Consider the following 24,944-nt stretch of genomic DNA (forward strand, 5'->3'; position numbering starts at 1 on the left):
GGCGGTTCGTTTTTCGGGGAACGGGAGAGTTGCCACCGGCCTCGGGGACAAAGGAGAGGCTGACGATGAAGGGGCTCACTCGGTGGCAGAAGGGCGCAACACCTCTACTCGCGATCGTCTTTCTCGCCCTGACCGTGACCGTACCGATGATCCTTCCGGCCGTGGAGGCCGCCGCGGCGGTCGATGCCACGGCCGCGGAGGCCCGCATGCTGGAGCTGGTCAACCAGGCGCGCAACACGGCGGGCCTTCCCTCCCTCTACGCGGAACGGCAGCTCACCGATTTCGCGCGCGCCTATTCCGCGGAGATGATTCAGTACGGGTTCTTCGGGCACGTCTCGCCGGCGTCCGGCAACCTGCAGCAGCGCATCGTGGCCAGGGGGATCACCGGCTGGACCCTGGCGGGCGAGAACATCGCCAAGGCCCCCAGCGTGGAGGTGGCCTTCGAGGCGCTCATGAACAGCCCCGGACACCGGGAGAACATCCTGCGGGCGGAGTTCAACTGCATCGGGGTGGGGGTGGTGGCGGAGGGGAACACCCTCTACATCACCCAGGAGTTCATGTGCTTCTCCCCCATCCCCGAAACCGCTGACCGGGAAGGGAACATCGCGCCCGCGCCCGCCGGGACCTCGCCCTCCGCGCCCGTGCCCTCCGCCCCGCCGTCCAACAGCTTCGACTCCTACCTGCTGCTCATGAACCCCAACCCCGAGGACGCGAGGGTGAAGGTGGACTTCCAGGGCGAGGACGGCGGCATCCGCAGCTTCTCCTACACGGTGGCGGCGGGCAGCCGCTTCACGGTCCCGGTGCGCGAGACGGTGGGATGCGGCTCCTTCTCCGCCCAGGTGGAGAGCGACCTCCCGGTGCTCGCGGAGCGCGCCATGTATTTCAGCTACGAGGGACGGCGCGGCGGCCACGACTCCATCGGCGCCAGCTCGGCCTCCCGGACCTGGTTCTTCGCCGAGGGCTACACCGGCGACAGCTTCGACACCTGGATCCTGCTGCAGAACCCCAACGACAGCGAGGTGGCGGTGACCCTGAACTTCATGCGCCCGGACGGGGCGGTGATCACCCGCCAGGTGAACATCCTCCCCAGGCGCAGGCACTCCGTGCACGTGGACGAGATCCCGGGCCTGGAGTCCGCGGACGTCTCCACACAGGTGGTGGCGGATCTCCCGGTGGTGGCGGAACGCGCCATGTATTTCAGCTATGCAGGAAAGGACGGCGGCCACGGCTCCATCGGCGCCAGCTCGGCCTCCCGGACCTGGTTCTTCGCCGAGGGCTACACCGGCGACAGCTTCGACACCTGGATCCTGCTGCAGAACCCCAACGAGGCAGCCACCACGGTGACCCTGAGGTTCATGAAGCCTGACGGCAGCGTGGTGCAGAGGCAGGTTAGCGTGCCCGGGCGCCGTCGCTACACCGTGCACGTGGACGAGATCCCTGGCCTGGAGTCCGCGGACGTCTCCACCTCGGTGACCTCGGACCTGCCCATCGTGGCGGAGCGCGCCATGTACTTCGACTACCGGGGCCGGCGTGGAGGGCATGTGACCGTCGGCGCCGCCTCCCCCGCCGAGAGCTGGTACCTGGCGGAGGGATATACGGGAGGGGAGTTCGACGAGTACGTCCTCCTCCTCAACCCCGGTGAGGAGAAGGCCGTGGTGAAGGTGGTCTTCATGCGCTCCGACGGCCTGAAGGTGGAGCGCGAGGTGGAGATCGGTCCCCACGCCCGCCATACCATCCACGTGGACGAGGTGGAGGGCCTGGCGGACGCCGAGGTGAGCACCGAGGTGAGGTCCTCTTCGCCGGTGGTGGTGGAGCTGGCGCAATATTTCAACTACCGCGGCATGGCCGACGGCAACAACGCCATGGGAGCGAGCGAGCCCTCCAGGAGGTGGTATTTCGCGGAGGGTTGCGTGCAATAGGCGGTTGAGGGATTTCATAGAGGGGAGGGGCGCCGGCGCGGTGCGGCGCCCCTCCGGCCGTGCGGGGAGCGGGAGCTGCGGACAGGGCGCAGCTGTCCGCGATGCAGTGAACCAGCACAGTGCCTTTACACCGCTTTCCGTGCGTGTTACTGTTTGTTGCTGTGGTAAAATTGGCCCTGGAGGTATAGCATGTTCGCGGTTATCGAGACGGGAGGCAAGCAGTACCGCGTGGAGCAGGGCTCGGTCATCAGGATCGAGAAGCTCGACGTGCCCGAGGGAGACGCGGTGGTCTTCGACAGGGTGCTGCTGGCGGGAGACGAGGGTAAGGTCCTGGCGGGTCCCGAGGCCGGCAAGGTCAGGGTGGAGGGCACGGTGATCCGGCACGGCAAGGGCAAGAAGGTGATCGTGTTCAAGTACAAGCCCAAGAAGGGTTATCACCGCAAGCGCGGCCACCGCCAGCTGTTCACCGAGGTGAGGGTGGACAAGATCACGGGAGCGCTCCGTGCCGACAGGGCGGGGAGGAAAAAGGAGGAAGGGGAGGCCGGAGAGGACTGAGCCGCAAAGGGAGAGGTGAAGTCGCATGTCCAGTAAGAAAGGCGTGGGAAGCTCGCGCAACGGGCGAGACAGCCACTCGAAGAGGCTGGGTATAAAGAGTTTCGGAGGACAGTTCGTGAGCGGAGGCTCCATCCTGGTGCGTCAGCGCGGCACCAGGGTGAAGCCGGGAGAGAACGTGGGGGTGGGCAAGGACTACACCCTTTACGCAAAGACGGACGGATACGTGAGTTTCCGCCGCAGCGGAGACCGCCATATCGTTAGCGTCACGCCGGTTCAGGAATAGGCCGCTGCCAGCGGCTCCTTCATGGCGGCAGAACCCCGGCCGGGCCGGGGTTCTGCCGTTGCGGGAAGGGTTGGGGGACGTCGCGGGCCGGCACGGAAGCGACCTGCCTCGAGGCGCGCGCCTCCTGGGAGGCTGGGGCGCCGGAGGCGAGACGGGCAGCGGAGAGGCGAAGGCGATAAAAGGAGGACGGGCGGCCGCGGCGCCGGCGGGGAGCGCGTGGATGCCGCGGGTGACGGGCGTTCTTCACCCTCGATGAGAGGGGGCGCCGGGAACGGCATGCCGGACGGCGAGGTAAGATGTTCATCGACGAGGCGAGGATAAAGGTTAGGGGAGGCCGCGGGGGCGACGGCTGCACCAGCTTTCACCGCGAGAAGTATCGTCCCCTGGGCGGCCCGGACGGCGGGGACGGAGGCAGGGGAGGCTCGGTGATCATCCGCGCCTCGGAGGGCGTGAACACCTTGGTGGAATACACGCGCAGAAAACACTTCCGGGCGGAGGACGGGGGGAGCGGGTCCGGCAACGACCGCCGCGGGGCGGACGGCGAGGACCTGGTGCTCCTGGTGCCCGTGGGCACGCAGGTGAGGGGCGATGGAGGGGAGCTGCTGGCGGACCTCTCCCGGCCCGGCAGGGAAATGGTCGCCGCCGCGGGCGGCAGGGGAGGCCGCGGGAACGCCTCCTTCGCCACCCCGGCGCGTAGGGCCCCCGACTTCTCGGAGCGGGGCGAGCCGGGTGAGGAGAGATGGATACGTCTGGAGCTGAAGCTGCTGGCGGACGTGGGCCTGGTAGGGCTTCCCAACGCAGGAAAATCCACCCTCGTCTCGCGCCTCTCGGCGGCGAGGCCCCGCATCGCGGACTATCCCTTCACCACCCTGGAGCCGGTGCTGGGGGTGGTGCGGGTGGACGAGGAGAGGAGCTTCGTCATCTCGGACCTGCCCGGCCTGGTGGAGGGGGCGCACCGGGGAAAGGGACTGGGCCTGCGCTTCCTGCGCCATGTGGAGCGGACGGCGGTCATCCTGCACCTTCTCGACCTCTCGCCCCACGCCCCCCTCGCCCCCGCAAGCGCCCTGGAAGTGGTGCTCGGGGAGCTCTCCTCCTACGGGGCGGGCCTGATGGAGAGGCGCCACCTGGTGGCCGGCTCAAAGCTGGACGTCGCCGACCCCCTGCGGCTGGAGGAAGCCAGGAGGGCGGCGGCCGAGAGGGGCTGGGATTTCTATCCCCTCTCCTCCGTGAGCGGCGAGGGGCTGATGTCCCTGGTGCTGAGGCTGGCGGAGCTGGTGGAGGAGGCGCGCGGGGAGTGCGGCGGGGAGCTGCCGCGGGAGAGGACCCTTTACACCTACGACCCCCAGCGGGAGGGCGGCTTCAGGGTCTCGCGCCGCGGAGATGCCTTCCACGTGGAGGGGAAGAGGGTGGAGCGGCTGGTGAAGAGCCTGGACCTCTCGAACCCCCAGGCCCTCTCCTATATGCAGGCGCGCTTGATGCGGATGGGCGTGGAGGAGGAGCTGATGAGGCAGGGTGCCGGAGAGGGCGATACGGTGGTCATCGCCGGATACGTCTTCGATTTCCTCCCCGGGCGCTAAGGGCGGCCGGGGCCCCGGTGCGGGCGGATGCGGTGATCTGCATGCCCCCCCGGCGGGGAGCGGCGGGACTTGAAGCCGCCGCGGGAATTATACTGGCTGTGTGCGGCGGTCCTTTCCGGGGGGGGAGGGGACGGGGAGCGAACCCGCACTTCGCGAGACGCGAGAAACGGAACGGCCATGACCGTCCGGGGACGGAAGGACGGGACGGGACGCGAAAGACGCCGGAGCGCATCAAGAGAGGGAAGACAGAGAGAGGGAATATACGGGATGACGGCGGCTGAGAAAAGGAGGAGGATCGACGCGAGGCGCGTGGTGGTGAAGGTGGGCACCTATACCCTGAGCGACCACGCGGGACGCCTGGACCGCGCCCAGATGCGGGGATTGGTGGGGCAGGTGGCTTCCCTGCGGCGGGACGGGCGTGAGGTGGTACTGGTGTCCTCAGGCGCCATCGCGGCGGGGGTGGAGCTGCTCGGCCTGGGGGAGCGTCCCCGCGACATCCCCACCCTGCAGGCGGCGTCCTCGGTGGGCCAGGGCCTTCTGGTGGGGCTGTACAGCGGATTCTTCGCCCAAGAGGGACTCAAGGTGGGACAGGTGCTCTTCACCCAGTACGATTTCGCCCACCGCAGCCAGTACTTGAACGCCCGCAACACCTTCCGCCGCCTGCTGGAGATGGGGGTGGTGCCCCTGGTGAACGAGAACGACACCGTGGCGGTGGAGGAGATCCGTTTCGGGGACAACGACCGCCTGGCGGCGCTGGTGGCGGTGCTGGTGGAGGCGGACCTGCTGGTGATGCTCTCCGATACCGAGGGCTTCTTCACCGCCGATCCCAAGCGGCACGCGGAGGCGGAGATCATCAGCGAGGTGGAGCACATCACACCGGAGATGTTCCGGCTGGCGGGAGGCGCTGTGGAAGAACATTCCAGCGGAGGCATGGCCGCCAAGCTGGAGGCCGCCAGCATAGCGGGCGCGGCGGGGATCGCCACGGTGATGGCCTACGGGCGCGAGCGCGAGGTCCTTGAGAGGGTGTTGGCCGGGGAGCGCCTCGGCACCTATTTCCACCCCCCGGCGAGGAAGCTGCGCGGGCAGAAGCACTGGATAGCCTACGGAGCGCGCCCGCGGGGGACCATCGTGGTGGACCGGGGCGCCCGCGAAGCCCTCCTGCGCGGCGGCCGGAGCCTGCTGCCGGCGGGGGTGCTGGAATGCCGCGGGGAGTTCGTCTCCGGCGACGCCGTGGAGGTGGTGGACGAGGAGGGGAGGAGGATAGCCCGCGGCATCTGCGGGCTTTCGTCCGCGGAGCTGGAGATGGTCAAGGGACTGCGCAGCGACGAGGCGGCATGCCGCCTGGGAGAAGAGGAGTGCGAGGAGGTCATCCACCGCGATTACCTGGTGATCCTGGATAGCGGGTGAGGGGGAAGGGCGGTTTCCGGCCGGTCAGCGGGCGCTGCGGCGGGGCTCCCGCTTCCCGTGCGGGCATGTGCCCCTGCGCGGGAGAGCAGGAATCGCGTTGAGGGCATCCAAGACTATACTTAGAGCGAAGGGGAGGAGACATGGGCCTTATCGAGGAGATGGGAGCCAGGGCGAAGGCCGCGTCCAGGGAGCTCTGCCTCATGGACGCTGATACCAAGAACCGCGCCCTGGAGGAGATGGCGCGCGCCCTCCTCGCCAGGAGCGGGGACATCCTGACCGCCAACCGCGAGGACCTGGAGGCGGGGCGGGAGTCGGGCATGAGCGAAGCGCTCGTCGACCGCCTGACCCTGACGGAGAAGAGGATCGAGGACATGGCGCGGGGCCTGCGCGAGGTGGCGGCCCTCACCGACCCCGTGGGGGAGGTCATCGACGGCTGGAGGCTCCCCAACGGGCTCGAGATCCGTAAGGTGCGCGTCCCCCTGGGGGTGGTGGGGATCATCTACGAGGCGCGCCCCAACGTGACCGTGGACGCCGCGGGCCTGTGCGTGAAATCCGGGAACGCGGTCATCCTGCGCGGCAGCTCCTCCGCCATCCGCTCCAACCTCCTGCTCACCGAGGTCATAGCGGGGGCGGGGGAGGCGGCGGGCCTGCCCGCGGGTTCCATCCAGCTCATCCCCCTCACCGACCGCGAGTCGGCCAGGGAGCTCATGCGGTTGCGCACGTACGTGGACGTGCTCATCCCACGCGGCGGGGCCGGGCTCATCCGCACCGTGGTGGAGGAGAGCACGGTGCCGGTCATCGAGACGGGGGTGGGCAACTGCCATACCTACGTGGACGCCAGCGCGGACCTGGAGATGGCGGAGAAGATCGTCATCAACGCCAAGACGCAGCGCCCCGGGGTATGCAACGCCATGGAGACCATGCTGGTGCACGAGGCGGTGGCGGAGGAGTTCCTGCCCCGCGCCGCGGCGGCCCTGCGGGAGCGGGGAGTGACCCTGAGGGGATGCGAGCGCACGCGCGCCATATTACCGGGGATCGAGGCGGCCTCGGAGCAGGACTGGTACGAGGAGTATCTGGACCTCATCCTGGCGGTGAAGGTGGTCTCCTCGCTGCACGAGGCCATAGAGCACATCAACAACTACGGGTCGCGCCATTCCGAGGCCATCGTGACCCGCGACCTGGAAGCGGCGCGGCGCTTCACCGCGGAGGTGGACTCGGCGGACGTGTACGTCAACGCCAGCACACGGTTCACCGACGGAGGCCAGTTCGGGCTGGGGGCGGAGATCGGCATCTCCACCCAGAAGCTGCACGCCCGCGGGCCCATGAGCCTGCGCGAGCTCACCTCCAGCAAGTTCGTGATCTACGGGGAAGGACAGGTGAGGCCCTGAGATGGGGAGGCTGCGGAGAAGGCGCATCGGGGTGATGGGGGGCACCTTCGACCCCATACACACCGGCCATCTGGTGACGGCGGAGGAGGCGCTGCACCAGTTCGGGCTGGACGAGGTGCTGTTCATCCCCAGCGGGCATCCGCCGCACAAGGAGGACCGCGAGAGCCTGGACCCGGAGAGCAGGTACCTCATGGCGGTGATCGCCACCGCCGACAACCCCCGCTTCCGGGTGTCGCGCATGGAGCTGGAGCGCCCCGGTCCCTCCTACACCATAGACACGGTGAGGGAGCTGCGGCGACTTTACGGTCCCGGCACCGACATCTTCTTCATCACCGGCGCCGACGCCATCCTGGAGATACTCACCTGGAAGGACCCGGAAAAGCTCCTGCGGGAGGCCAGGTTCATCGCCGCCACCCGCCCGGGGTATGACCTGAAGAGACTGGAAGACGCCCTGCCGGAGGCGGAGAAGGAGAGGCACGCCGAAGACCCGCGCGTGCTGGTGATGGAGATCCCCGCCCTCGCCATCTCCTCCACCGATATCCGCGAGAGGGTAAGGGAGGGGAGGCCCGTAACCTACCTGGTGCCGAAGGGGGTCAGGGAGTTCATAGAGAAGAACGGGTTCTATCGTTGAGAAGGAAAGGGGAAGCGGAGGCGCCCGAGAGCGCGGTCAAGGTCAGGCCCTCGCGGGTAAAGAGGCGGCGGGAGGCGGAGACGAGGAGAAGGCGCCGCGCCGTCATCATCATCGCCCTGGCGGTGGGGCTGACCCTGGCGCTGGGCGCCGCGCTGGACATCCCCTACATAAACCTAGCACGGGTGGCGGGCGCGAAGCTGGGCGAGCTCCTCTCCTCTTCCCCCGGGGAGACGGGGGAGGCCGGGCCCTCGTACCTTTTTCTCACCCATCCCCGGAACGGGAGCCGTCTGGAGGGCGACGTATCGGTGCTCCTGGCCCTCTATGCGGACAGGATGGAGGGCGAGGAGGGGCGCACCGTGTTGGGGCTGGCCCTCTTCACCTATTCGACGGCCACGGGAGCGGGGGAGGTGTACATCGTGCCCGAGGACTCCGTGGCCTACGACGCATCCGGGAGGGAGACCGACCTGCGGAGGGCGCTGCGCGAGGATAACGGAGACGACCTCCTCATCGGCACGGTGTCCAACCTCGCGGGCGAGGAGGTCGACTACCTGGTGGAGGTGGAGTTCTGGGAGGCGGTGAGGGTCTTCCAGGGGCTGCGGCCTCCCCCCTTGCTCATGGGCGAGGACACGGTACTGGTGAACTCCATGAACGGGGAGAGCGATTTCCTGGCGCGGGGCCAGGAGGTGAGGGATACCGACCGCCTCTTGTTGTGGCTCCTGGGAGCGGACGAGACGGATCGCAGGGAGGCCTACGCGAGGCGCGGGGAACGCGCTCGCCTCTACCTAGAGGAGCTCCGGGAGGAGAGGGGCGGGCAGGCGGAAGGGCTTCTCTCCGAAGAGGCTGCGGAGGGGTTGAAGATGAGGCCCTCCACCGCCTCGTGGCAGGGCGACCGGGAGTACCTCCTCTCCATGCTGCGGGCCTTCCTGGAACTGGAAGAGGGAGACCTGGTGGTGCGTGCGGTGCCGCGGGTGGAGGTGCTGAACGGGTGCGGCCTCCCGGACCTGGGCAAGAAGGTGGGGGAGAGGCTTCTCTCCCTGGGGGTCCCCCTGGCGGGGACGGGCGGAAACGCCAAGATCAACGTGGACGGAGAGGAGGTCAACGACTTCACCCACCAGGAAAGCGTGATCATCTACCGCAGCGAGGCCGCCAAAGTAGCCGCCTATGCCCGCTATCTGGGGGTCCTGCTCTCCGTGAAGGAGGTCAGGTTCGAGACGGGAGCAGGTCCGGAGGTGGTCCTCATCGCGGGGAGGGACCTCGCCGCGCCATGAGGCCTGGGGCCGGAGGCGGGTTGTGATAAGCTTGGGATGGGACCCGGTGTGGCCGGGCCCGGGAACGCAGGCATGGCTCGAAGCGACGTAAAGGAGGTGCGTGGCGGCGGAGGAAAACAGGGAGCTCGCGATCGCGGCGGCGAAAGCCGCCTCCGACAAGAAGGCTCAGGACATCCTGGTGATGGACATGCGGGAGGTGATGGTCCTCACCGATTATTTCGTCATCTGCAGCGGCAACACCGACCGTCAGGTGGGGAGCATCCGCGAGGCGGTGGAGGAGAGGCTCGCCGCCATGGGACACAAGCCGGCCCGGCGCGAGGGGGAACGGCACCGCAGGTGGGTGCTCCTGGATTACGTCGACGTGGTGGTGCACGTCTTCCGCGCGGAGGAACGCGCCTACTACGAGATCGAGAGGCTTTGGAAGGACGCCCCCCTGGTGGAGTGGGAAGAGGAGACGGGAAAGGCCGCGACGTCGCGCTGAGCTCTCCCGACGACCGGAGGCGGAGGGAAGGTGACGTGGGAGCGCAGCCGCCGGGACCACCTCGCGGGGATCTGCCCGAGAGGGGTCGCGGCCGTGGCCCGGGCGCGAGGGCATGCGTCCGCAAAGGGCGGTCGTTGACGGGTTTTTTGACAGTCCTTATACTTCATTAAGTGCGGTGATGGGGCCGTGGCGCAGTGGGAGCGCGCTACCTTGGCATGGTAGAGGTCACGGGTTCAAGTCCCGTCGGCTCCACCAGCATCCAACCGGGGTTTTGCGATAGCGAAACCCCGGTCTTATCTTCTTTACGGAAAACCCGTCTGAAGAGTAGCTCTTATTGGGGTTTGGTTCATCCGGGGACCGAGGGATAGGGGAGCGGGTGCCTAGGTTCAGAAACACGGTGGACTTTTTATATTTTGTGCTTCATGCTATTGATATGAGCGCATCTGTCCGGCAGGGGTGGCTGCGGGTGGCCCGGTCGGAGTGAAAGAGCTGGTCGAGGAGGAGAAGAGGAGGTAGGAAGTTGAGGAAAGCTGCAGTGATGCTGCTCCTGCTGGCTATGGCCGCGTCCCTGGTCATGGCGGTGGGCTGCGGCGGAAGCAAGACCACGGTGAAGACCCCCGAGGGAGAGGTGAGGGTCGAGGAGAAGGACGGAAAGGTCACCTACGAGACCGAAGAGGGCAAGGTGACCTACGAGGGTTCGGACAAGGCACCCAGCGAGGCGGAGCTGGGAGCGCCGATCTATCCCGGCGCGGAATACGTGGAGGGAAGCGGGGGATCGGCCACCGCCACCGGGCCCGAAGGAGAGTTCAGCACCGCGGGAGCGGAGTTCATGACCAAGGATAGCTATTCCAAGGTCGTCGACTTCTACCGGGACAAGCTGGGCGAACCCATGTACCAGGACACCGCCACCAAGGAGGCCACCTGGATGATGAACGTGAACGAGGAGTCGTTCACGGTGGTCACCGTCAGCGAGGAGAACGGTGAGGTCAAGATAACCATCGGGCGCATGGCCGGCAAGGGCGGCCTGTGAACGGCTAAAGGCGCGTACCCGGGGCCCGGTTGTCTATCCGGGCCTCCTTTTTTTGCAGGGCGGAAGATCGAGCGATTTCTTATAGCGGGGTCGGTTTGCCGGTGAAGGGATGCAGATCCCCCTCCTGTGCTGACAGGCCGTTCCTTGGGGTCCGGGATTTACGGCTCGTCCCATCAACTGCACGGACCTATCCCTTTCGCCGCCGATATTGCCGCTATCTCGCCCGAAGCAGACGGTCGTCCTCCGGCCGCCGGCGGGTTCCGACTGCCGTAACGCGCATGACCCGCGCAAAGCATTCAACTTTCCGCGGACCTCCGGGATGTAAGACCACGCATATCGGGGCACATGCGGCGCAGATGCTACTACGCGGGCAGGTTTACTACTCTGGGGGCATGGACGATGCTGATGGATTCGCAGAATCGAACGTTATTCATGCCGTCCGTTCATTGACTGCCGGATAACAGGCGGATATAGTAATGGCGTGTCAGTTCCAAGGGGTGGGCCTCGGTGAGTGAGCGGCGGCCGCGGAGCTCCCCGAGGCGGACAGATCCGGTACGCGGCGTTCCCCGGCTCGCATGGACGTGGCGGGGCGGTCGGGCCGGACCGTTGGGGAGCGGCGCGCGCGGGAAGGCGTCGGACGGGCGCGGAGGCGGGAGTTGCGTCCGGCCCCGAGGGCGCGGGTTCGAGCCGGGAACGGGGACGACGGCGGGGGGAGGTATTCACGGAACAGCAGGACGCCCCGTTTCCGCGGGGCATCCGAGGGTATGGATGCCGACGAGGCGGCGAAGGTCCGGGGTTCGTCATGACGAGAAAGGGGTAGAAGGCGATGGATTACCCATGGTTCAAGGAGTACAGGCTCTTCGGGGTTCCCGAGACCCTTGAGCCCTATCCGGACGAGCCCACGCACTTCTTCCTGGACCAGGCGGCGGTGACATGCCCGCGCCTGGGATGCGTGCAGCTCGGCCTGGAGATGAGCTACGCGGAGGTCAAGGAACACGCCGACCGCCTCGCCAGCGCGCTGGCGGCCATGGGGGTGGAGAAGGGCGACCGGGTGGCGACGCTCCTACCCACCTCCATCCAGTTCGTGGTGGCGGACGCGGGGATATCGAAGGCCGGGGCGGTGCACGTGCCGTGCAGTTTCCTGGAGCCCCCTGACACCCTAGCCCACAAGTTCGGGGAGAGCTCGCCCAAAGCCCTCATCTGCCTGTACGAGCATCTTGCCATGGCCGAAGATTTGCGCGAGCACATGGGGGCCCCCAACCTCATCATCACCGAACTGGAAGATTATTCCTCAAGCCCGCCCCGGCACGGCGGCGTGGCCGGCGCGTACTGGCTGACGGAGGTGATCGAGCAGGCCCGGCCGTTGCCCCCCGCCATCGCCTTCGAGCCGGCGCGGGACCTGGAGACGCTGCTCTTCACCGGGGGGACCACCGGGCTTCCCAAGGGGTGCATGCTCACCCATCGCAACATCGTGGCCAACGCTCTGCAGAACATCGCCATCTTCGGGCCCGTGACCAGGATCCTGGAGGGAAACGTCTCGGCGATCCTTGGGCTGCCTTTTTTCCACAGCTACGGACACTGCATCATGCACACCATGATCGGGGGGCTGCGCGCCAACATGCTCATCGTCCCCGATCCTCGGGATACCAAAGCCATGGTGGCGATGGTGAAGAAATACCACCCCGTGCTGCAGTTCGGGGTGCCCACCCAGTTCATGAAACTGCTCAGCGAGGATCTCAAGGGCACCCACATCATCGGCATCTCCGGGTCGGCGGCCCTGCCGCCCAACGTGCAGGAGGAGTTCGAGAAGACCAGCGGCGGGTTCGTCTCCGAGGGCTACGGGCTTTCCGAGCTCTCTCCCGTCACCCACTTCAACGTCTCCACCAACATCCGCATCATGGGCGGGCGCGAGAGGGTCCCCCTCATGAACAAGCTCCTCTTCAACCGCTTCAACGTCGCCTTCATGAGGGCCCAGGCCAGGCTGCTGGGGCCGGCGAGGTACGGGCACCTGTTCAGCACCATCATAGGGCTCATGACCAGGTTCGCGGGCGGCGGGAAGAAGGCGCGCCAGGTGGAGAAACGCGCCACCATCGGCATCCCCCTCCCGGACACGGTGGTGAAGGTGGTGGAGGTGGACAGCGGCGCCCCCCTCTCCTTCGAGGAGCTCTACCGCGACGGCAAGGTGGGGGAGATGCTCCTGCAGGGACCCCAGCGCATGCTCGGCTACTGGCCGGAGCCCGGCCGGGGCCTGGACGAGGAGGGCTTCGTGCACACCGGCGATGTGGTGAAGATGGACGAGAACGGCTATTTCTCCATCGTCGACCGCACCAAGGACATGGCCATCGTCTCCGGTTACAAGGTCTATACCCGCGAGGTGGACGACATCCTCTACGAGCACCCCGCCACGGCCATGGCCGCCACCATCGGGGTGCCGGACCCGGAGCGCGAGGGGAGCGAGCGCATCAAGGTCTTCGTGCAGCTCAAGGAGGAATACAAGGGGAAGGTGAGCGAGGAGGACTACCTGGAGTACCTGAGGGGCAAGGTGGCCAAGTACGCCGTGCCCCGCTCCGTGGTCTTCCTGGACGAGATGCCCCTCACCGAGGTCTTCAAGGTCAACAAGAAGTACCTGCGGGAGATGGAGATAGGAGCCGGGAGCGAGGCCTGAGGAGACGGCCACCCTCGAGCCGGGTCAGAGGTCGAGGAAACCGCCCCCGAGCACCGCGGACTCCACCGCCTGCAGCGCCTCGCAGGGCGGGAGCTCGAGGAAGCTGTGAGCCCCGGCGTCGAACTCCCTGACGGTCTCGTCCTCGGGAACCCATCCCAACAGGGGAAGGTCGCTGCGCGAGGCCAGCGCAAGGGCATCCTCCTTGCCGCGGGCGCGGTTCACCAGTAGGCCGAGCCTGCGGTAGTTCACCGCCTCCTCGGCCACCCTTCGTATGGCCTCGGCCACGTTGAGGCTCTTGGGGGTGGGGTCGCAAACCAGCAGGAGGTGGCTCACGGAACGCATCACCCTGCGGTTCACCTGTTCGACCCCCGCCTCGGCGTCGACGAGGGTGAGGTCGAAATGAGCCGACAGGGACTCGATAGCCTCGCGCAGCAGGGTGTTGAGCTGGCAGTAGCACCCCTCGTCCTCGGGGCGTCCCACAGAGAGGAATCCCAGCCCGCCGTTCTGGTGCACGGCCTGCATGAGCTTGTAATCCACCGATGCCGCGAGGTCCAGGCTGTCCGTGGCGTGTTCCTTCACCGTATCGATGATCTCCTTGCGGATATCGTTGACCGTGCGCTCCGGAAAGATGCTCAAGGCCATGCCCAGGCCCACGGCGGGGTCGGCGTCCACCAGCAACACCCTGCCTTCCCCGCGTTCGGAGAGGAGGCGCGCCAGCAGCGCCGAGACGGTGGTCTTGCCCACCCCTCCCTTGCCGCACACCGCCAGGACGTCGCGCCCGGGAAGTCCTCCGCCCTTCATGCCCTCATCCTCCACGTCATGCCTCCGCGTCTTCCCCTTGCCGCGCGGGCGGTTCGGGGCGTCCTTCGGCGCCGGCCGCCCCCTCTCCCTTCTCCCGTTGCAGGCGGTCGCGGATCTGCCGCAGCTCCACCACGCTGTCGCACACCTCGAGGTACTCGCATTCCTCGCAGTCGAAGTTCATCTCCTCGTACATCTTGATCAGGGCCTCGACGATGTCCATGACCTTGTCCCCCGGGGAGGCCAGGGACTCGATGTCCTCGCGGTCCGAGGTGACCATGAGCACCTCGGCGGAGCGCACGAAGGGCAGCTCCTTGACCGCCTGGATGAGGGCGCTCCCCAGGATCTGGGCGCTGAAGCCCGCCGCAAGGGCATCCTTGGAGATGCGGCACCACACCGACTGCCTGCCCGGGAAGACCCGGGCCATGAACCCGCGCAGCCTGAGGTTGTAGGTGGCGTCGCGCAGGTCTCGGTAGCAGTCGTATTCGTCCTCGAACTCCCCTCCCGCCACCACCACCTGGGCATAGGGGAGGCTGGAGGAGGTCGCCTGCGTGAAATCCGGGCCTACCAGCACGATGCGGCCGTCGCTCACCCCGCCCTCCGTATCCCAGAGCAGGAGCGAGCGGGAGGCGGCGCCGGGATTGCCCAGCTCCAGCCCGGTGTCCTCGCTGAGGATCACCTGGGCGGACTCGACGCGCGGCAGGACGGGGGTGAAGGGCAGCACCCGCGCCCTTCCCTCGGCGAGCCGCTCCTCGATGAAGGAGCGGATCTCCTCCAGGGGCTGGTCGAAGAGGCCCAACTCAGTCCTCCTCCACCGCGAGGGCCGCCCCCACCGCGCACGCCAGCTGCGGGTCCAGGGGGAAGGGGACGTATTCGCCCTCCAGGCGGCGGCACGCCAGCCCCACCACCGTTCCCACCCTGGCTACGCCTCCCGTGAAGGTATAGCGCTTGCCCATGCCGAAACGTCTCGCCTGGGAGGCCACGATGCGCGCCACCGCGTCGCAGAGCCCGGCCACGATGTCCCGCGGCGCCTCGCCGTTGTTCACGTGGGTGATGACCTCGCTCTCCACGAAGACCCCGCACTGGGAGCTGATGGGGACCTGTTTGCGTGCCCGCGAGGCCTCCTCTTCGATGCGCTCCACGGGCACGCCCACGGCGCCGCTCATCACCTCCAGGAAGCGCCCCGTCCCGGAGGCGCACTTGTCGTTGCGCATGAAGTCCAGGACCTCGCCCTCCTCGTCCAGCAACAGGGAGGTGATGCTCTGTCCCCCAATGTCCACCACCAGGTCCACTTCCGGCAGGATACACCTCGCCGCCCAGGCGATGCACGCTATCTCGTCCTCCAGGAAGCTGGCCTCGGGGACGAGCTCGGCCCCGCTGCCGGTGGCCACGATGCCGTCGAGGTCATCCCGTTTCAGACCGGCGTCGGCGCAGACCCCGTCCAGGAGTGACTCCATCTCCGAGGTCAGGTTCCCGGTGGTGGCGATGACCCTGGCGGCGAGCAGCCGCTCTCCGTCCATCACCACCGCCTTGGTAAACAGGCTACCGACGTCGCAGCCCAGGCTTTTCATCCCTTCCCTCCCCAGCGAGGGGCTCTACCCCTGGTAAGGATTGTAGCGCGTGCCGTGACACAAGGCCATGATTGCGGAGGCTCCACTAGGAACGGGCGCGGGCCGTTCCCTGCGGTTGCCGTGCCGTCGCCGCGCCGAGTTGCCGCACGTACTTTTCACGATTCTATGTTCACCCATGGGAGCCGGCAAGGGGGGATCCCCCTTTTTTCGGTGGGTGATAACCCCCGCGCCGCCTGGCGGCATGCCGGGCCGTTCATACGGCGGTAGGCGTACCGCAGGCAGGTCCGGAGACGGCGGGCGTAGGGGGCGCGCCCCGCTCCTGCGGGCGAGGAGCCGACGCGGTTAGCGTCCCAGGACCCCGCCGAGTATTCCCCCGGCGGGACCGCTCCCTCCGCTCTTGGGGTCCTGCAGCGTGGTCTTGGGGGCTTCCTCGCTGGGCTGCACCACCACGAATCCGTTTCCCTGGAAGGCGAGCTGGAAGAGCTCTCCGTGCGCGGAGCCGAAGATGCCCTTGGGGCTGGTGAGGTTGGCGTCCACGTGGACGGTGGGGTTCAGCCCCGCCGACCAGGCGATGGTGGCGTTGGGGTCCGTGTAGGTGGGCTGCTCGGGGGTCACCTTCAGGGTCATGGGCTCCCCCTTGGAGATGAGGGCCAGGTAGCCGGTGCCGTTGAGCTCCACCGTCCACAGACCCCCGCTCATCATCCCCGCCGCTCCCTTGATCATCACGATGTCCCAGGAGATGCTGGGGCTGAAGGCGAGGAGGTTCAGCGCCTCCACGGTGATGCTCTCGTTGTTGAGGTAGAGGAGCACGATGTCGTTGGCGGCATCGGCGAGGAAGAGGTCGCCTGTGCCCTGGCAGAGCATGAGGGTGAAGGACTCGCCGGAGATGGCTTTCTTGATCCACTTGGCGGCGCCGCCGCTCCCCTGGCGGGAGAAGCTGATCTGCCCCTGGTAGGCGATCATGGAGCCGGCTTTGGCCAGGACCTGCCCTCCGGAGGCCGCCAAGTTCACGCGCAGCAGCTTCTTGCTCTGCAGGTTGAAGGCGTTGGGGCTCTCCAGCTCCATGGATTCCTTTACCAGTTGCGCGAGGGTGGTAGGGGCCAGCTCCTCGGAGAAGGGCACGCCGACCCCGGAGGGCGCGGGAGCCGGCGCCTGTGGTGGTGGCGCCGCCTGCGGGGGCGGGACCTGGGGGGCCGCCTGCGCCTGGGGAGCGGCGCCCGCGAGCGCCTGGCCGCAGAAGCGGCAGAACGCCGCGCTGTCGGCATTTTCCTGGCCACATCCGGGACAGAACATCTTCATACCTCCTCCGGTGATGGGCCTGCATGGCAGCAGGATCAAGACGACGGGCTGCATAGCAACGGATCGGACAACATCGGCTTATTCATTATAGCCGGGAAGCGAGAACTTCCGGCAAGCGAGCCATGCGGCAGTCACCGCCCTGTGGGACGGCAGGCTGCACCAGGCATGCGATACCCCGCATCGTGAATGAGCGTACAAAGGCGGCGGTAGGCTCACGTAGCGGGCGTCGGCGGACCGCCTCCTGACCTCGCGGCTCCCGCGGCATCGCGCCGAGGTCACGACCGGCCGTATGGTAAATTCTTACAGGCCTCCTGACCTCGCGGCTCCCGCGGTATCGCGCTCGCCGGTCGTGTTGGCCGGCGGGCCCGGAGGAAGGCGGCCGAGAAAGAGGACCTTCGGGGCTTTCACCTGTTCGTATCCCGACCGGGAGAGATCACGGCTCGGCCCCTGTCTCCGGATCAGGCGTCCTTCAGCAGGTAATAGAGGCGCAGGGCGCTGTCGGCGGCCATCTCGGTGCCGATGCCGCGGCCTCCGGCGTCCGATCCCACCAGGTACAGGCCTTGTACGGGCGTGATCTGGGAGGGGCGGAGGGAGACGTCCTGCCCCACCTCCTGGGCCAGCCCTATGCAGTCGCCGCCGCGCCGTCCGCTCAAGGCGGCGATGGCCGGGGTGGTCACGCGCTCCACCCTGTCGGCGCAGGCGTCGATCTCCGGGAAGAGGGACCGCGCTATCTCCTGCGCCAGGTCCAGTATGGCGTCGCATCTCTCCCGGCCCGCCAGGGCCGACGGCGCGGGTGTTCCCACCAGCAGCACGTCCCTGCCGGGGGCCGCCAGGGATTCGTCCCACGCGGCGGGGGCGGTGACGAAGAGAAAGAGGTCCTGCGGGTCCTTCCCGTCCTCGAGATAGTCGAACATATGGAAGGGGTCGAGGTCCGGCAGGTGTAGGAGGCAGGGGGTACGCATGGACCTCATCCGGCCCTCGAGGAAGAACTTCACGGCGATGAAGGCCTCGGAGTCGCGCGCGCTGTCCGCCCGCTCCAGGTACTCGCGGGGGAAATGCTCCCTTCCGGCCAGCCCCACGGTGTTGGCCAGTCCCGCGTTGGAGATGACTAGGTCGGCGGGGATGAACTCCCCCTCCGAAGTGGTCACCCCGCGGGCGCGGCCGCCCTCCACCAATATGTCCGCGGCGGCGCAGCCCCTCCTCGTCTCTCCCCCCAGGCGCTCGAGGGCGTGGAGGCAGGCCGCCGGTATGGCTCCCGCTCCGCCGCGCGGGTAGCAGAGATAGGCGGCGCGCATGGTGCTGGCGAGGATGTAGGCGAACTCCCCCATGGAGGCGCGGTGCCAGGGAAGGACCATGGTCAGCATGGCCTGGGCGTGAAAGGTGCGCAGGAAGTCCGGCGAGACGGAGAGGGGGGAGAGAAAATCCGCCACCGTCACGCCCTGGAGCTCGCGGTAGAGGGGGAAGCGGGGGTCGTGGAACCTCCGCGCGAGGCGCAGCAGGCCACCCGGCCCCAGGCGTTGCAGGGACCTCGCGCCCGTGGAAAGCCATCCCATCTTCTGCCAGCCACTGAGGTGGCCTCTGGCGAAGTTGAAGGCCGAAAGGGGGTCGAGGACGGAGGAGGCCATCTCCAGCTTCCCGCCTCCCGAGAGGCTCAGGGTGAAGGAAGGCCTGCGGGCCACCCATTCCGGACCGCTCCCCAGGATGCGGCCGATCTCGCCGAAGGGCCCAAAGGGGCCGCGCCCGAACATGTGCACGCCCGTGTCCACCACGCATCCATGGCGGGGAAGGGAGGAGCACTTGCCTCCGAAGAAAGGGTTCCTCTCCAGAAGGGTGACGCGATGTCCCGCATGGGCCATGAGCGCCGCCGCCGCGGCTCCGCCCGGCCCCGACCCTATGACCACCACGCGCCTGCCGCCCATCTTTCTCCTCGGCCTCCTGCTATGTCCCCGACGGGTCGTGAACGCCCGCCCGTTGCCGCTCACACCCACATCTCACCCACGGACCTTCACCGCGGGACCCGGGCCTCCGCCGTGCCTTGGGTAGCAAGGCCGAGCGCTATCATATGTGCACATCCCGCCGGTGCACGCGGCCCGATCGGGGACCCGGCTCGAGGGGGCACGCATCCCTGCGGAGCGCGGGGAAGTCCATGAGATGTCGCATGGATTATAAACGCGGGGGCTCATTTTCGGAAGACATACCCGCGCGGCGACGGGAGGCCGGCACGTGCGCGCGTCCGGGTGTCTTCAGATGTCCGCCCGCTGTTCCGCCAGGATGTCGTCGTTGCGGTCCACGAAGGTGAAGAGCAGCGGCCCGCGGGGCTGAAAGGCTTCCCGCTCCGCGACGACCAGGTGGTAGGGGCTGGTGAGCACCTGGGCGTTCATGCTTCCCGGCTCCGGCTCCACCAACTCCAGCTCCACCCGCACCGCCGAGCCCTCCTGGCAGACGCGGGTTATGGAGACGGCAAACCCCCCCGTGTCCCTGGGCCCTAGCATGGACACCAGCACCACGCTGCGGGAGAAATCCACATCCTCCACGGGTTCCTGGAAGCGGGCTAGGGAGACCAGGCGCTGCAGCTCGTCCGTGTCCGTGATCACCAGGCACTCCGGCATGGCGTTCTCCGCCGCGGGCACCCCTTCCAGGCGGCCGTACTCGCTGTAGACGCCCTGAGCCAGGGTGCTCACCGCCACCTCCCTCGCGGGCTCCAGGCCGACCAGGCCGCCTTCCTCCCCTTCCCGAGCTCCCCGCCCGGCGCATCCGGGCACGAGGAGTGATAGCGCGAGGACGGTCGAGAAAAGGATCATGCCCGCGGCACGGCGCATCACTCGGTCTTCGCAGCCCATCTCCAACACCCCTTCCGATACACGCCGCCTGCCATGCTGCCGGTCACGCCTCCCAGCAATACCATTATAGCGGTTCCGGGCGGACCGCTGGCGCGTGGAGGCATCGGTCACAAGTTCTCGTCGTGGAGACAAGTTGCCGGGAGGACCGCCGGCGCATAGAGGCGGCGGTCCCCGCGGGACGGGGCGCCCGGCGCCGGGGCCCAGCGGAAGCCTCCTTCCGCATGCCGCGCGGGGAATGGCGGGGCGCGCGGGCGGGAGCGCGAAAACGGAGTGGAGACGCCCGGCGGGAGCCCTCCGGGGAAGCGGAGAACAGACCCCCGGTAAAAGTCCCGGCGTGGGTGTTTAACCTTACCGATCGGGTATATAATAGTATGGCCGCCGCGCGGCGGACACCGGGCGAGGGAAAGGCAACGGCAGCATCTCGGCGTGTCATCCCGGGCCCGGGCAAGGGCAGAGCAGCCGTGGGGGAAGGTCCCCCGAGTCGAGGAAAGGAGAGGGTTTATGGCGGAATTAAGGTTTGACGATCGCGTCGCAGTAGTGACCGGGGCCGGAGGCGGCCTGGGTAGGGAATACGCCTTGCTCCTTGCCAGCCGCGGGGCCAAGGTCGTGGTGAACGACCTGGGCGGCGCCATGGACGGCACCGGCTCCGGGACCACCGCCGCAGAGCAGGTGGTGAAGGAGATCAAGGACGCCGGCGGGGAGGCCGTCCCCAACTTCGACAGCGTGGCGGACTGGGAGAGCGCCCAGAACATCATCAAGACCGCCATCGACGCCTACGGAAAGATCGACATCCTCATCAACAACGCCGGCATCCTGCGCGACAAGAGCTTCATCAAGATGGAGATGGAGGACTACGAGAAGGTGATGGCGGTCCACCTGGACGGCACCTTCTTCTGCAGCAAGGCCGCCTTCCCCTACATGAGGGAGAACAACTACGGCCGCATCATCTCCGCCTCCTCCGCCGCGGGCGTGTACGGCAACTTCGGCCAGGCCAACTACGGGGCCGCCAAGATGGGCATCGTGGGCCTCATGCACGTGCTCAAACAGGAGGGCGCCAAGTACAACATCATGGCCAACGTCATCGTGCCCATCGCCGGCACCAGGATGACCGCCACCGTGCTGCCGCCCAACCTGGTGGAGATGCTCAAGCCCGAGTACGTGGCCCCCATGGTGGTGTGGGCCTGCCATGAGAAGTGCACCTTCTCCGGCTACACCTTTGTGGCCGGCGCCGGTTATTTCAGCCGCACCGCCTTCATGGAGGGCCCCGGGGTCTTCATCAATCCCACGGAGGGGATCACCCTGGAGAAGATCGACGAGAACATCGAAAAGATCGTCTCCCTCGAGGGCGCCCAGACCTTCGGCAGCGCCACCGAGCAGACGGGGTACGCGCTCTCCAAGCTGAACCTGGGTTAGGCCCGGTGAGGCGAGCGGAAAAACGAAGGGGTTGATAAGATGCCTATCGATCTTTCGGTGGTGGGGAAGGAGCTTCCCCCGCTGGACTACGAGTACACCACCCGCGACGTGATCCTATACGCCCTCGGCGTGGGGGCGGGTTACGAGGCCGACGAGCTCAAGTTCGTCTACGAGAACGGCCTCCAAGCCCTTCCCACCTTCGGGGTCATCCCGCCCTTCCCGGCCCTCATGGGCCTGGTGGCGGTGGAGGGCGTGGACATCAACCTGGTGATGCTGGTGCACGGCGAGCAGTACCTGGAGGTGCGCAAGCCCATCCCCGTGCAGGGCAAGCTGACCTCCAAGCCCAAGATCGCCGCGGTCTGGGACAAGACCAAGGGCGCGGTGATCGACCTCGACGTGGACACCGTGGACGAGTCGGGAGAGGTGGTATTCTTCAACAAGTTCTCCAGCTTCATCCGCGGCGAGGGCGGTTTCGGCGGCGAGCGCGGCCCCGACCCGGGGAACGAGCCCCCCGAGCGCGACCCGGACAAGGTGGTGGAGATGAAGACCCTCACCACCCAGGCCATGATCTACCGCCTCTCGGGTGACTACAACCCCCTGCACGTGGACCCCAACTTCGCGGCCATGGCGGGATTCGACCGCCCCATCCTGCACGGCCTGTGCACTTTCGGCCACGCGGGAAGGGCGGTGCTCAGGGAGTTCTGCGACAACGACCCCGCGAAGTTCAAGGCCATAAAGGTGCGCTTCAGCCGCCCGGTGTGGCCGGGGGACACCATCGTCACCCAGATGTGGAAGGAGTCCGACGACAAGATCGTCTTCCGCTGCACCACCAAGGAGCGCCCGGAGGAGTACTGCATCACCAACGCCGCCGTCTGGCTCAACGTCTGATGGACGACGCTCGTCAAGAAGGGCGGGGGTGAAACCCCGCCCTTCTTCTCATCATCTTCCGGGTATCTACAGGTTGGGGATGAAGGACTCCTCCCTCACCGCCACCATGGAGATGGCGTCCTCGGGGCAGGTCACCTGGCAGAGGCCGCACCCCATGCACTTCTCGGCCTCGATGACCGACACCTCCTCGCCGCCCTTCTCCGCCAGGGAAATGGCCTCGAAGAGGCAGCGGTCCACGCAGGTGCCGCAGCCGCTGCAGGCCTCCTCGTCCACCCGCGCCTGGAAACGGCTGGGATCCACGATCTTGGTGGGCTCTATGGGCAGGCCGAAGGCCACGCAGCAGTCGCCGCAGCAGTTGCAGATGATGTGGCTGTCGTAGGCCTTGTTCATGGTCACGTGCACCAGGCCCGCCTCCTCCGCCTGCCGGATCACCTCTATGGCCTCGTCGACGGTGAGCTCCCGACCCGTGCCCCTTTCCAGGGCGTAGTCGGCCGCCTTCCCCAGCTGGATGCAGACCTCGAGGGGCTTGCCGCATTTGCCGTCCACCATGCGGCAGGTGCAGTTGACCACCGCCAGGCGACCGGCGTTTTTCACTATCTGCTCCACGTCCTCGTAGGCGAGGATGCTCTGGCGTGCCTCCACCGGCTGGTTCACGGGAACCACGCGGGTCATGGGTTTGGGCATGATCATGCTGATCATGTTGATGTAGTCGGGCAGTTCCTCGAAGGTCTGGCGCTTCCAGAGGTCCAGATACTCCCTGGTGGCCCCCTCCCAGAGGATGGTGGCGTCGTGGAACTGGGTGACGTCCCTGCACATGCGGTAGATGGTGCCCTCCGGCTTGCGGGCCTTGAACACCAGCCCCTTCTGGAAGAGCTTTTCCAGCCGAGTCTCCATGTCCTCGACGGAATAGCCGAGGCGCTGCGCCAGGTCCTCCGCCGTTCCCGGGGTGGCCAGCATGATGCGGGCCTCCTCCTCATCGGCGATCATGCGGAAGAGCTCGGGTATGAACTTGCTCCCCTTCGTGAGGATGCGCTCCGACAGCTTTTCGTAGATGTCTTCTTCGTTCATGCTGGCCCTCCTGTATAAGTCGCGTTGCGGCCTCCCCTTGACGCCTAAGATTATACACCCCGAGCGGGCGGTGCACGGCGGCGGCCTGCGCCGGGGGGAGAGGAGGCTGGAGCCCGTCCGCGTTCGGGAGGCGTCCAGGAGGCGGGTCTCGCCGAGGGACGGTGAGGGGCGAAAAGGGGCGGTTCCGCGCTCGGCGCCCGCGGCGGGGATGGCCTGTCGCGCGGGGCGGGGCGAAACGCGTGCCCTCCAGGTCGTCAGGCTTATGCGGCCGGTGACGGAGCGCGGCTCTCCGCCGTGATGCCCGTCTCGAGCTCCGAGGCCTGGATGTCGGGGCTTCAGTGGCCGGTGCCGGAGTGCGGCTCCCCGCCCGTTTCCCCCTGCTCCCCGTGCCCTGCCGTCGATTCCTCCTCGCGGGCTTCCCCTTCTCCGTGTGAGGACTCCTCGTCTGGGGAGGGCTCACCGCCGTGGACGGAGCCCTCCTCCTCAGCGCCGTGCTCCCGGGAAGAGAGCAAGCCCTCGAGGGCGGAAGAGGTCCCGGCATACAGGGCCAGAAGGTCCGCGTGGAAGTCCTCCATGCCCGCGGGCACCTTCACCCTCGAGAGCTCGAGCGCTGCGGCGCGAAGTTCCTCCACCAGCTCCTCCGGGGACGGCGCGCCCTCCCCGGCGTCCTCGTGCGCCGGAAGTCCGCCTTCCTCCGCGAGGTGCGCGGCCTCCGCCAGCAGCTCCGCGGACGTGCGGTTGATCTCCCCCACGCGTCTCTGGTAATCGTCCAGGGGCGCGCTTCCGCACCCCGCCGCAAGCGCGGCCAGCGCGATTCCGGCGCAGATCGAGGCGGCCATGCGGAGAAAGGAGCTTGCGGGCATCTTCTTCACCCCTCGGGATCCAGTTTCCATGTCCGGACAGCCGTGGTCATTGCAATAATATAACCCACCCCGCGGGAGGGGGAAAGCGGCGGTTGTCGGCGCTGATGGGCTCGCCTCTCCCCGGCCCACCCCGCGGGAGGGGAAAAGCGTCCTAACGATTTTGACATCTGCTCAGGCACACGCTAAACATAGGCTTTGAAGCCCATAACGCAACCTCATGTTGTGCCGGCGCCATCCCTTCCCGAGCTAACGGACTAATCGTAAGCGACCTCTTCCCGGGACGGGGCTTTTGAGCGGCCGTCCCTTCCGCCCGCCGATCTCGCACGGCATTCCCGGGACAAGGGGGGCGGGCCGCCACACATGCCGACCTCAAGGACGGCCTCGGGAAGCATGGGGCATCCCCTTCGGGCTTGAGCGGGGGCTCCCGCCCTTGCTCCCCTGAAGGGAAGCTAAAGACCTGCGGTTCGGCGCCCGATCAATAAGGGGATCCTACCGGCGGTAGAATTTCGCCGCGTGCCCGGCGGCGCGGGCCCGGGCGGAAGTGAAGGTCATGTTTACCCTCGACCGCGCGGAGGAACCATAACCGTAGCGGTAACGTGCGGGAAGCGCCCGCATTCGGGCGGTCTGCGACGTCCCGCGAGGGTCTAGGACGGTGAGGCCCGCGAGGCCCGCGGAGCGGCCCGGGCTGGGGTAGATGGCGGAGAGATAAGGAAAGGGGTGCGGAGATGGATCCCAAGATGATGCAGAGGATGATGGTGGAGGGCATGCGCGCCGGCATGCGCATGACCTTCGACGCTGTGAACGCCATGCAGGAGCAGATGGAAAAGGTCTGGAAGGTGATCCTCGAGCAGGGAGAGGACGCGCGCAGGGAGGGGGAGAAGGTCCTCGCGGACTGGATGGAGAACATGCGCAAGAGCCGCGAGGAGTTCCGGCGCAACCTCGAGGACGGCCTGCGCAAGATGGAGGAGCTAATAGGCCAGGAGTGAGGGAGGAGAGGACG

22 protein-coding genes and 1 tRNA gene are annotated in these 24,944 nt (G+C 67.3%); 15 read left to right on the forward strand and 8 right to left on the reverse strand.

What is annotated here, in order from left to right; all coding sequences use genetic code 11:
- Positions 1-65 precede the first annotated feature (65 nt).
- The 12 genes from H5T74_03600 to H5T74_03655 all read left to right on the forward strand — a co-directional run bounded on the left by H5T74_03600 (position 66) and on the right by H5T74_03655 (position 13,204).
- Positions 66-1,919 carry a hypothetical protein gene (locus H5T74_03600; GenBank protein MBC7229463.1) on the forward strand — a complete coding sequence of 618 codons (1,854 nt, stop codon included), beginning with the start codon at positions 66-68 and terminating at the stop codon, positions 1,917-1,919.
- A 189-nt stretch (positions 1,920-2,108) separates the two neighbouring features.
- Positions 2,109-2,474 (forward strand): 50S ribosomal protein L21, encoded by a 366-nt coding sequence (gene rplU, locus H5T74_03605; protein MBC7229464.1) that lies wholly within the window; start codon positions 2,109-2,111, stop codon positions 2,472-2,474.
- 25 nt (positions 2,475-2,499) lie between these two features.
- Entirely contained in the window at positions 2,500-2,757 is a 258-nt protein-coding gene (rpmA, locus tag H5T74_03610; protein MBC7229465.1) for a 50S ribosomal protein L27, read from the forward strand.
- A gap of 296 nt (positions 2,758-3,053) precedes the next feature.
- Positions 3,054-4,334, forward strand: a complete 1,281-nt coding sequence (gene obgE, locus H5T74_03615) for a GTPase ObgE (GenBank protein MBC7229466.1) — start codon at positions 3,054-3,056, stop codon at positions 4,332-4,334.
- Between the two features lie 267 nt (positions 4,335-4,601).
- Complete coding sequence (gene proB / locus H5T74_03620) at positions 4,602-5,741, forward strand: glutamate 5-kinase (GenBank protein MBC7229467.1); 1,140 nt, start codon at positions 4,602-4,604, stop codon at positions 5,739-5,741.
- A 140-nt stretch (positions 5,742-5,881) separates the two neighbouring features.
- Complete coding sequence (locus tag H5T74_03625; protein MBC7229468.1) at positions 5,882-7,129, forward strand: glutamate-5-semialdehyde dehydrogenase; 1,248 nt, start codon at positions 5,882-5,884, stop codon at positions 7,127-7,129.
- 1 nt (position 7,130) lies between these two features.
- Entirely contained in the window at positions 7,131-7,760 is a 630-nt protein-coding gene (locus H5T74_03630) for a nicotinate-nucleotide adenylyltransferase (protein MBC7229469.1), read from the forward strand.
- A complete protein-coding gene (locus H5T74_03635; protein ID MBC7229470.1) occupies positions 7,757-9,028 on the forward strand; it encodes a LytR C-terminal domain-containing protein in 1,272 nt (423 codons plus the stop codon). Before H5T74_03630 ends, H5T74_03635 begins: the two co-directional genes overlap by 4 nt.
- A 181-nt stretch (positions 9,029-9,209) precedes the next feature.
- Positions 9,210-9,509, forward strand: a complete 300-nt coding sequence (gene rsfS, locus H5T74_03640) for a ribosome silencing factor (GenBank protein ID MBC7229471.1) — start codon at positions 9,210-9,212, stop codon at positions 9,507-9,509.
- Between the two features lie 180 nt (positions 9,510-9,689).
- A tRNA-Ala gene (locus H5T74_03645) sits at positions 9,690-9,764 on the forward strand.
- Between the two features lie 265 nt (positions 9,765-10,029).
- Entirely contained in the window at positions 10,030-10,539 is a 510-nt protein-coding gene (locus H5T74_03650; GenBank protein MBC7229472.1) for a hypothetical protein, read from the forward strand.
- An 826-nt stretch (positions 10,540-11,365) separates the two neighbouring features.
- Positions 11,366-13,204 (forward strand): AMP-binding protein, encoded by a 1,839-nt coding sequence (locus H5T74_03655; GenBank protein ID MBC7229473.1) that lies wholly within the window; start codon positions 11,366-11,368, stop codon positions 13,202-13,204.
- A 24-nt stretch (positions 13,205-13,228) separates the two neighbouring features.
- Here H5T74_03655 and H5T74_03660 read toward each other — a convergent pair whose 3' ends face one another.
- The 6 genes from H5T74_03660 to H5T74_03685 form a co-directional block, all read right to left on the reverse strand.
- Positions 13,229-14,005 (reverse strand): AAA family ATPase, encoded by a 777-nt coding sequence (locus H5T74_03660; protein ID MBC7229474.1) that lies wholly within the window; start codon positions 14,003-14,005, stop codon positions 13,229-13,231.
- Positions 14,006-14,021: 16 nt separating this feature from the next.
- Positions 14,022-14,801 carry a hypothetical protein gene (locus tag H5T74_03665; GenBank protein MBC7229475.1) on the reverse strand — a complete coding sequence of 260 codons (780 nt, stop codon included), beginning with the start codon at positions 14,799-14,801 and terminating at the stop codon, positions 14,022-14,024.
- A 1-nt stretch (position 14,802) separates the two neighbouring features.
- Positions 14,803-15,573, reverse strand: a complete 771-nt coding sequence (locus tag H5T74_03670; GenBank protein ID MBC7229476.1) for a 2-hydroxyglutaryl-CoA dehydratase — start codon at positions 15,571-15,573, stop codon at positions 14,803-14,805.
- Positions 15,574-15,915: 342 nt separating this feature from the next.
- Positions 15,916-16,866 (reverse strand): AIM24 family protein, encoded by a 951-nt coding sequence (locus tag H5T74_03675; protein MBC7229477.1) that lies wholly within the window; start codon positions 16,864-16,866, stop codon positions 15,916-15,918.
- 464 nt (positions 16,867-17,330) lie between these two features.
- On the reverse strand, positions 17,331-18,791 hold the full coding sequence (locus H5T74_03680) for an NAD(P)/FAD-dependent oxidoreductase (GenBank protein MBC7229478.1): 1,461 nt from the start codon (positions 18,789-18,791) through the stop codon (positions 17,331-17,333).
- A gap of 324 nt (positions 18,792-19,115) precedes the next feature.
- Positions 19,116-19,712 carry a protease complex subunit PrcB family protein gene (locus tag H5T74_03685; protein ID MBC7229479.1) on the reverse strand — a complete coding sequence of 199 codons (597 nt, stop codon included), beginning with the start codon at positions 19,710-19,712 and terminating at the stop codon, positions 19,116-19,118.
- Positions 19,713-20,213: 501 nt separating this feature from the next.
- Here H5T74_03685 and H5T74_03690 point away from each other — a divergent pair.
- Both H5T74_03690 and H5T74_03695 read left to right on the forward strand, forming a co-directional pair.
- On the forward strand, positions 20,214-21,125 hold the full coding sequence (locus tag H5T74_03690; protein ID MBC7229480.1) for an SDR family oxidoreductase: 912 nt from the start codon (positions 20,214-20,216) through the stop codon (positions 21,123-21,125).
- A gap of 39 nt (positions 21,126-21,164) precedes the next feature.
- The gene (locus tag H5T74_03695) at positions 21,165-22,013 is read left to right on the forward strand and encodes a MaoC family dehydratase N-terminal domain-containing protein (GenBank protein ID MBC7229481.1); all 849 of its coding nucleotides are present in this window, start codon (positions 21,165-21,167) and stop codon (positions 22,011-22,013) included.
- A gap of 66 nt (positions 22,014-22,079) precedes the next feature.
- Here H5T74_03695 and H5T74_03700 read toward each other — a convergent pair whose 3' ends face one another.
- Together H5T74_03700 and H5T74_03705 are read right to left on the reverse strand one after the other, a co-directional pair.
- Positions 22,080-23,081 carry a 4Fe-4S binding protein gene (locus H5T74_03700; protein MBC7229482.1) on the reverse strand — a complete coding sequence of 334 codons (1,002 nt, stop codon included), beginning with the start codon at positions 23,079-23,081 and terminating at the stop codon, positions 22,080-22,082.
- 335 nt (positions 23,082-23,416) lie between these two features.
- Positions 23,417-23,944: a hypothetical protein gene (locus tag H5T74_03705; protein MBC7229483.1), complete on the reverse strand. Its 528-nt coding sequence runs from the start codon at positions 23,942-23,944 to the stop codon at positions 23,417-23,419.
- Positions 23,945-24,669: 725 nt separating this feature from the next.
- Between H5T74_03705 and H5T74_03710 the strand changes: the two genes are divergently transcribed.
- Positions 24,670-24,930 (forward strand): hypothetical protein, encoded by a 261-nt coding sequence (locus H5T74_03710; GenBank protein MBC7229484.1) that lies wholly within the window; start codon positions 24,670-24,672, stop codon positions 24,928-24,930.
- Positions 24,931-24,944: the final 14 nt, after the last annotated feature.

The sequence above is a fragment of the Actinomycetota bacterium genome (assembly GCA_014360645.1).
GTDB lineage: Bacteria > Actinomycetota > Geothermincolia > Geothermincolales > RBG-13-55-18 > Solincola_B.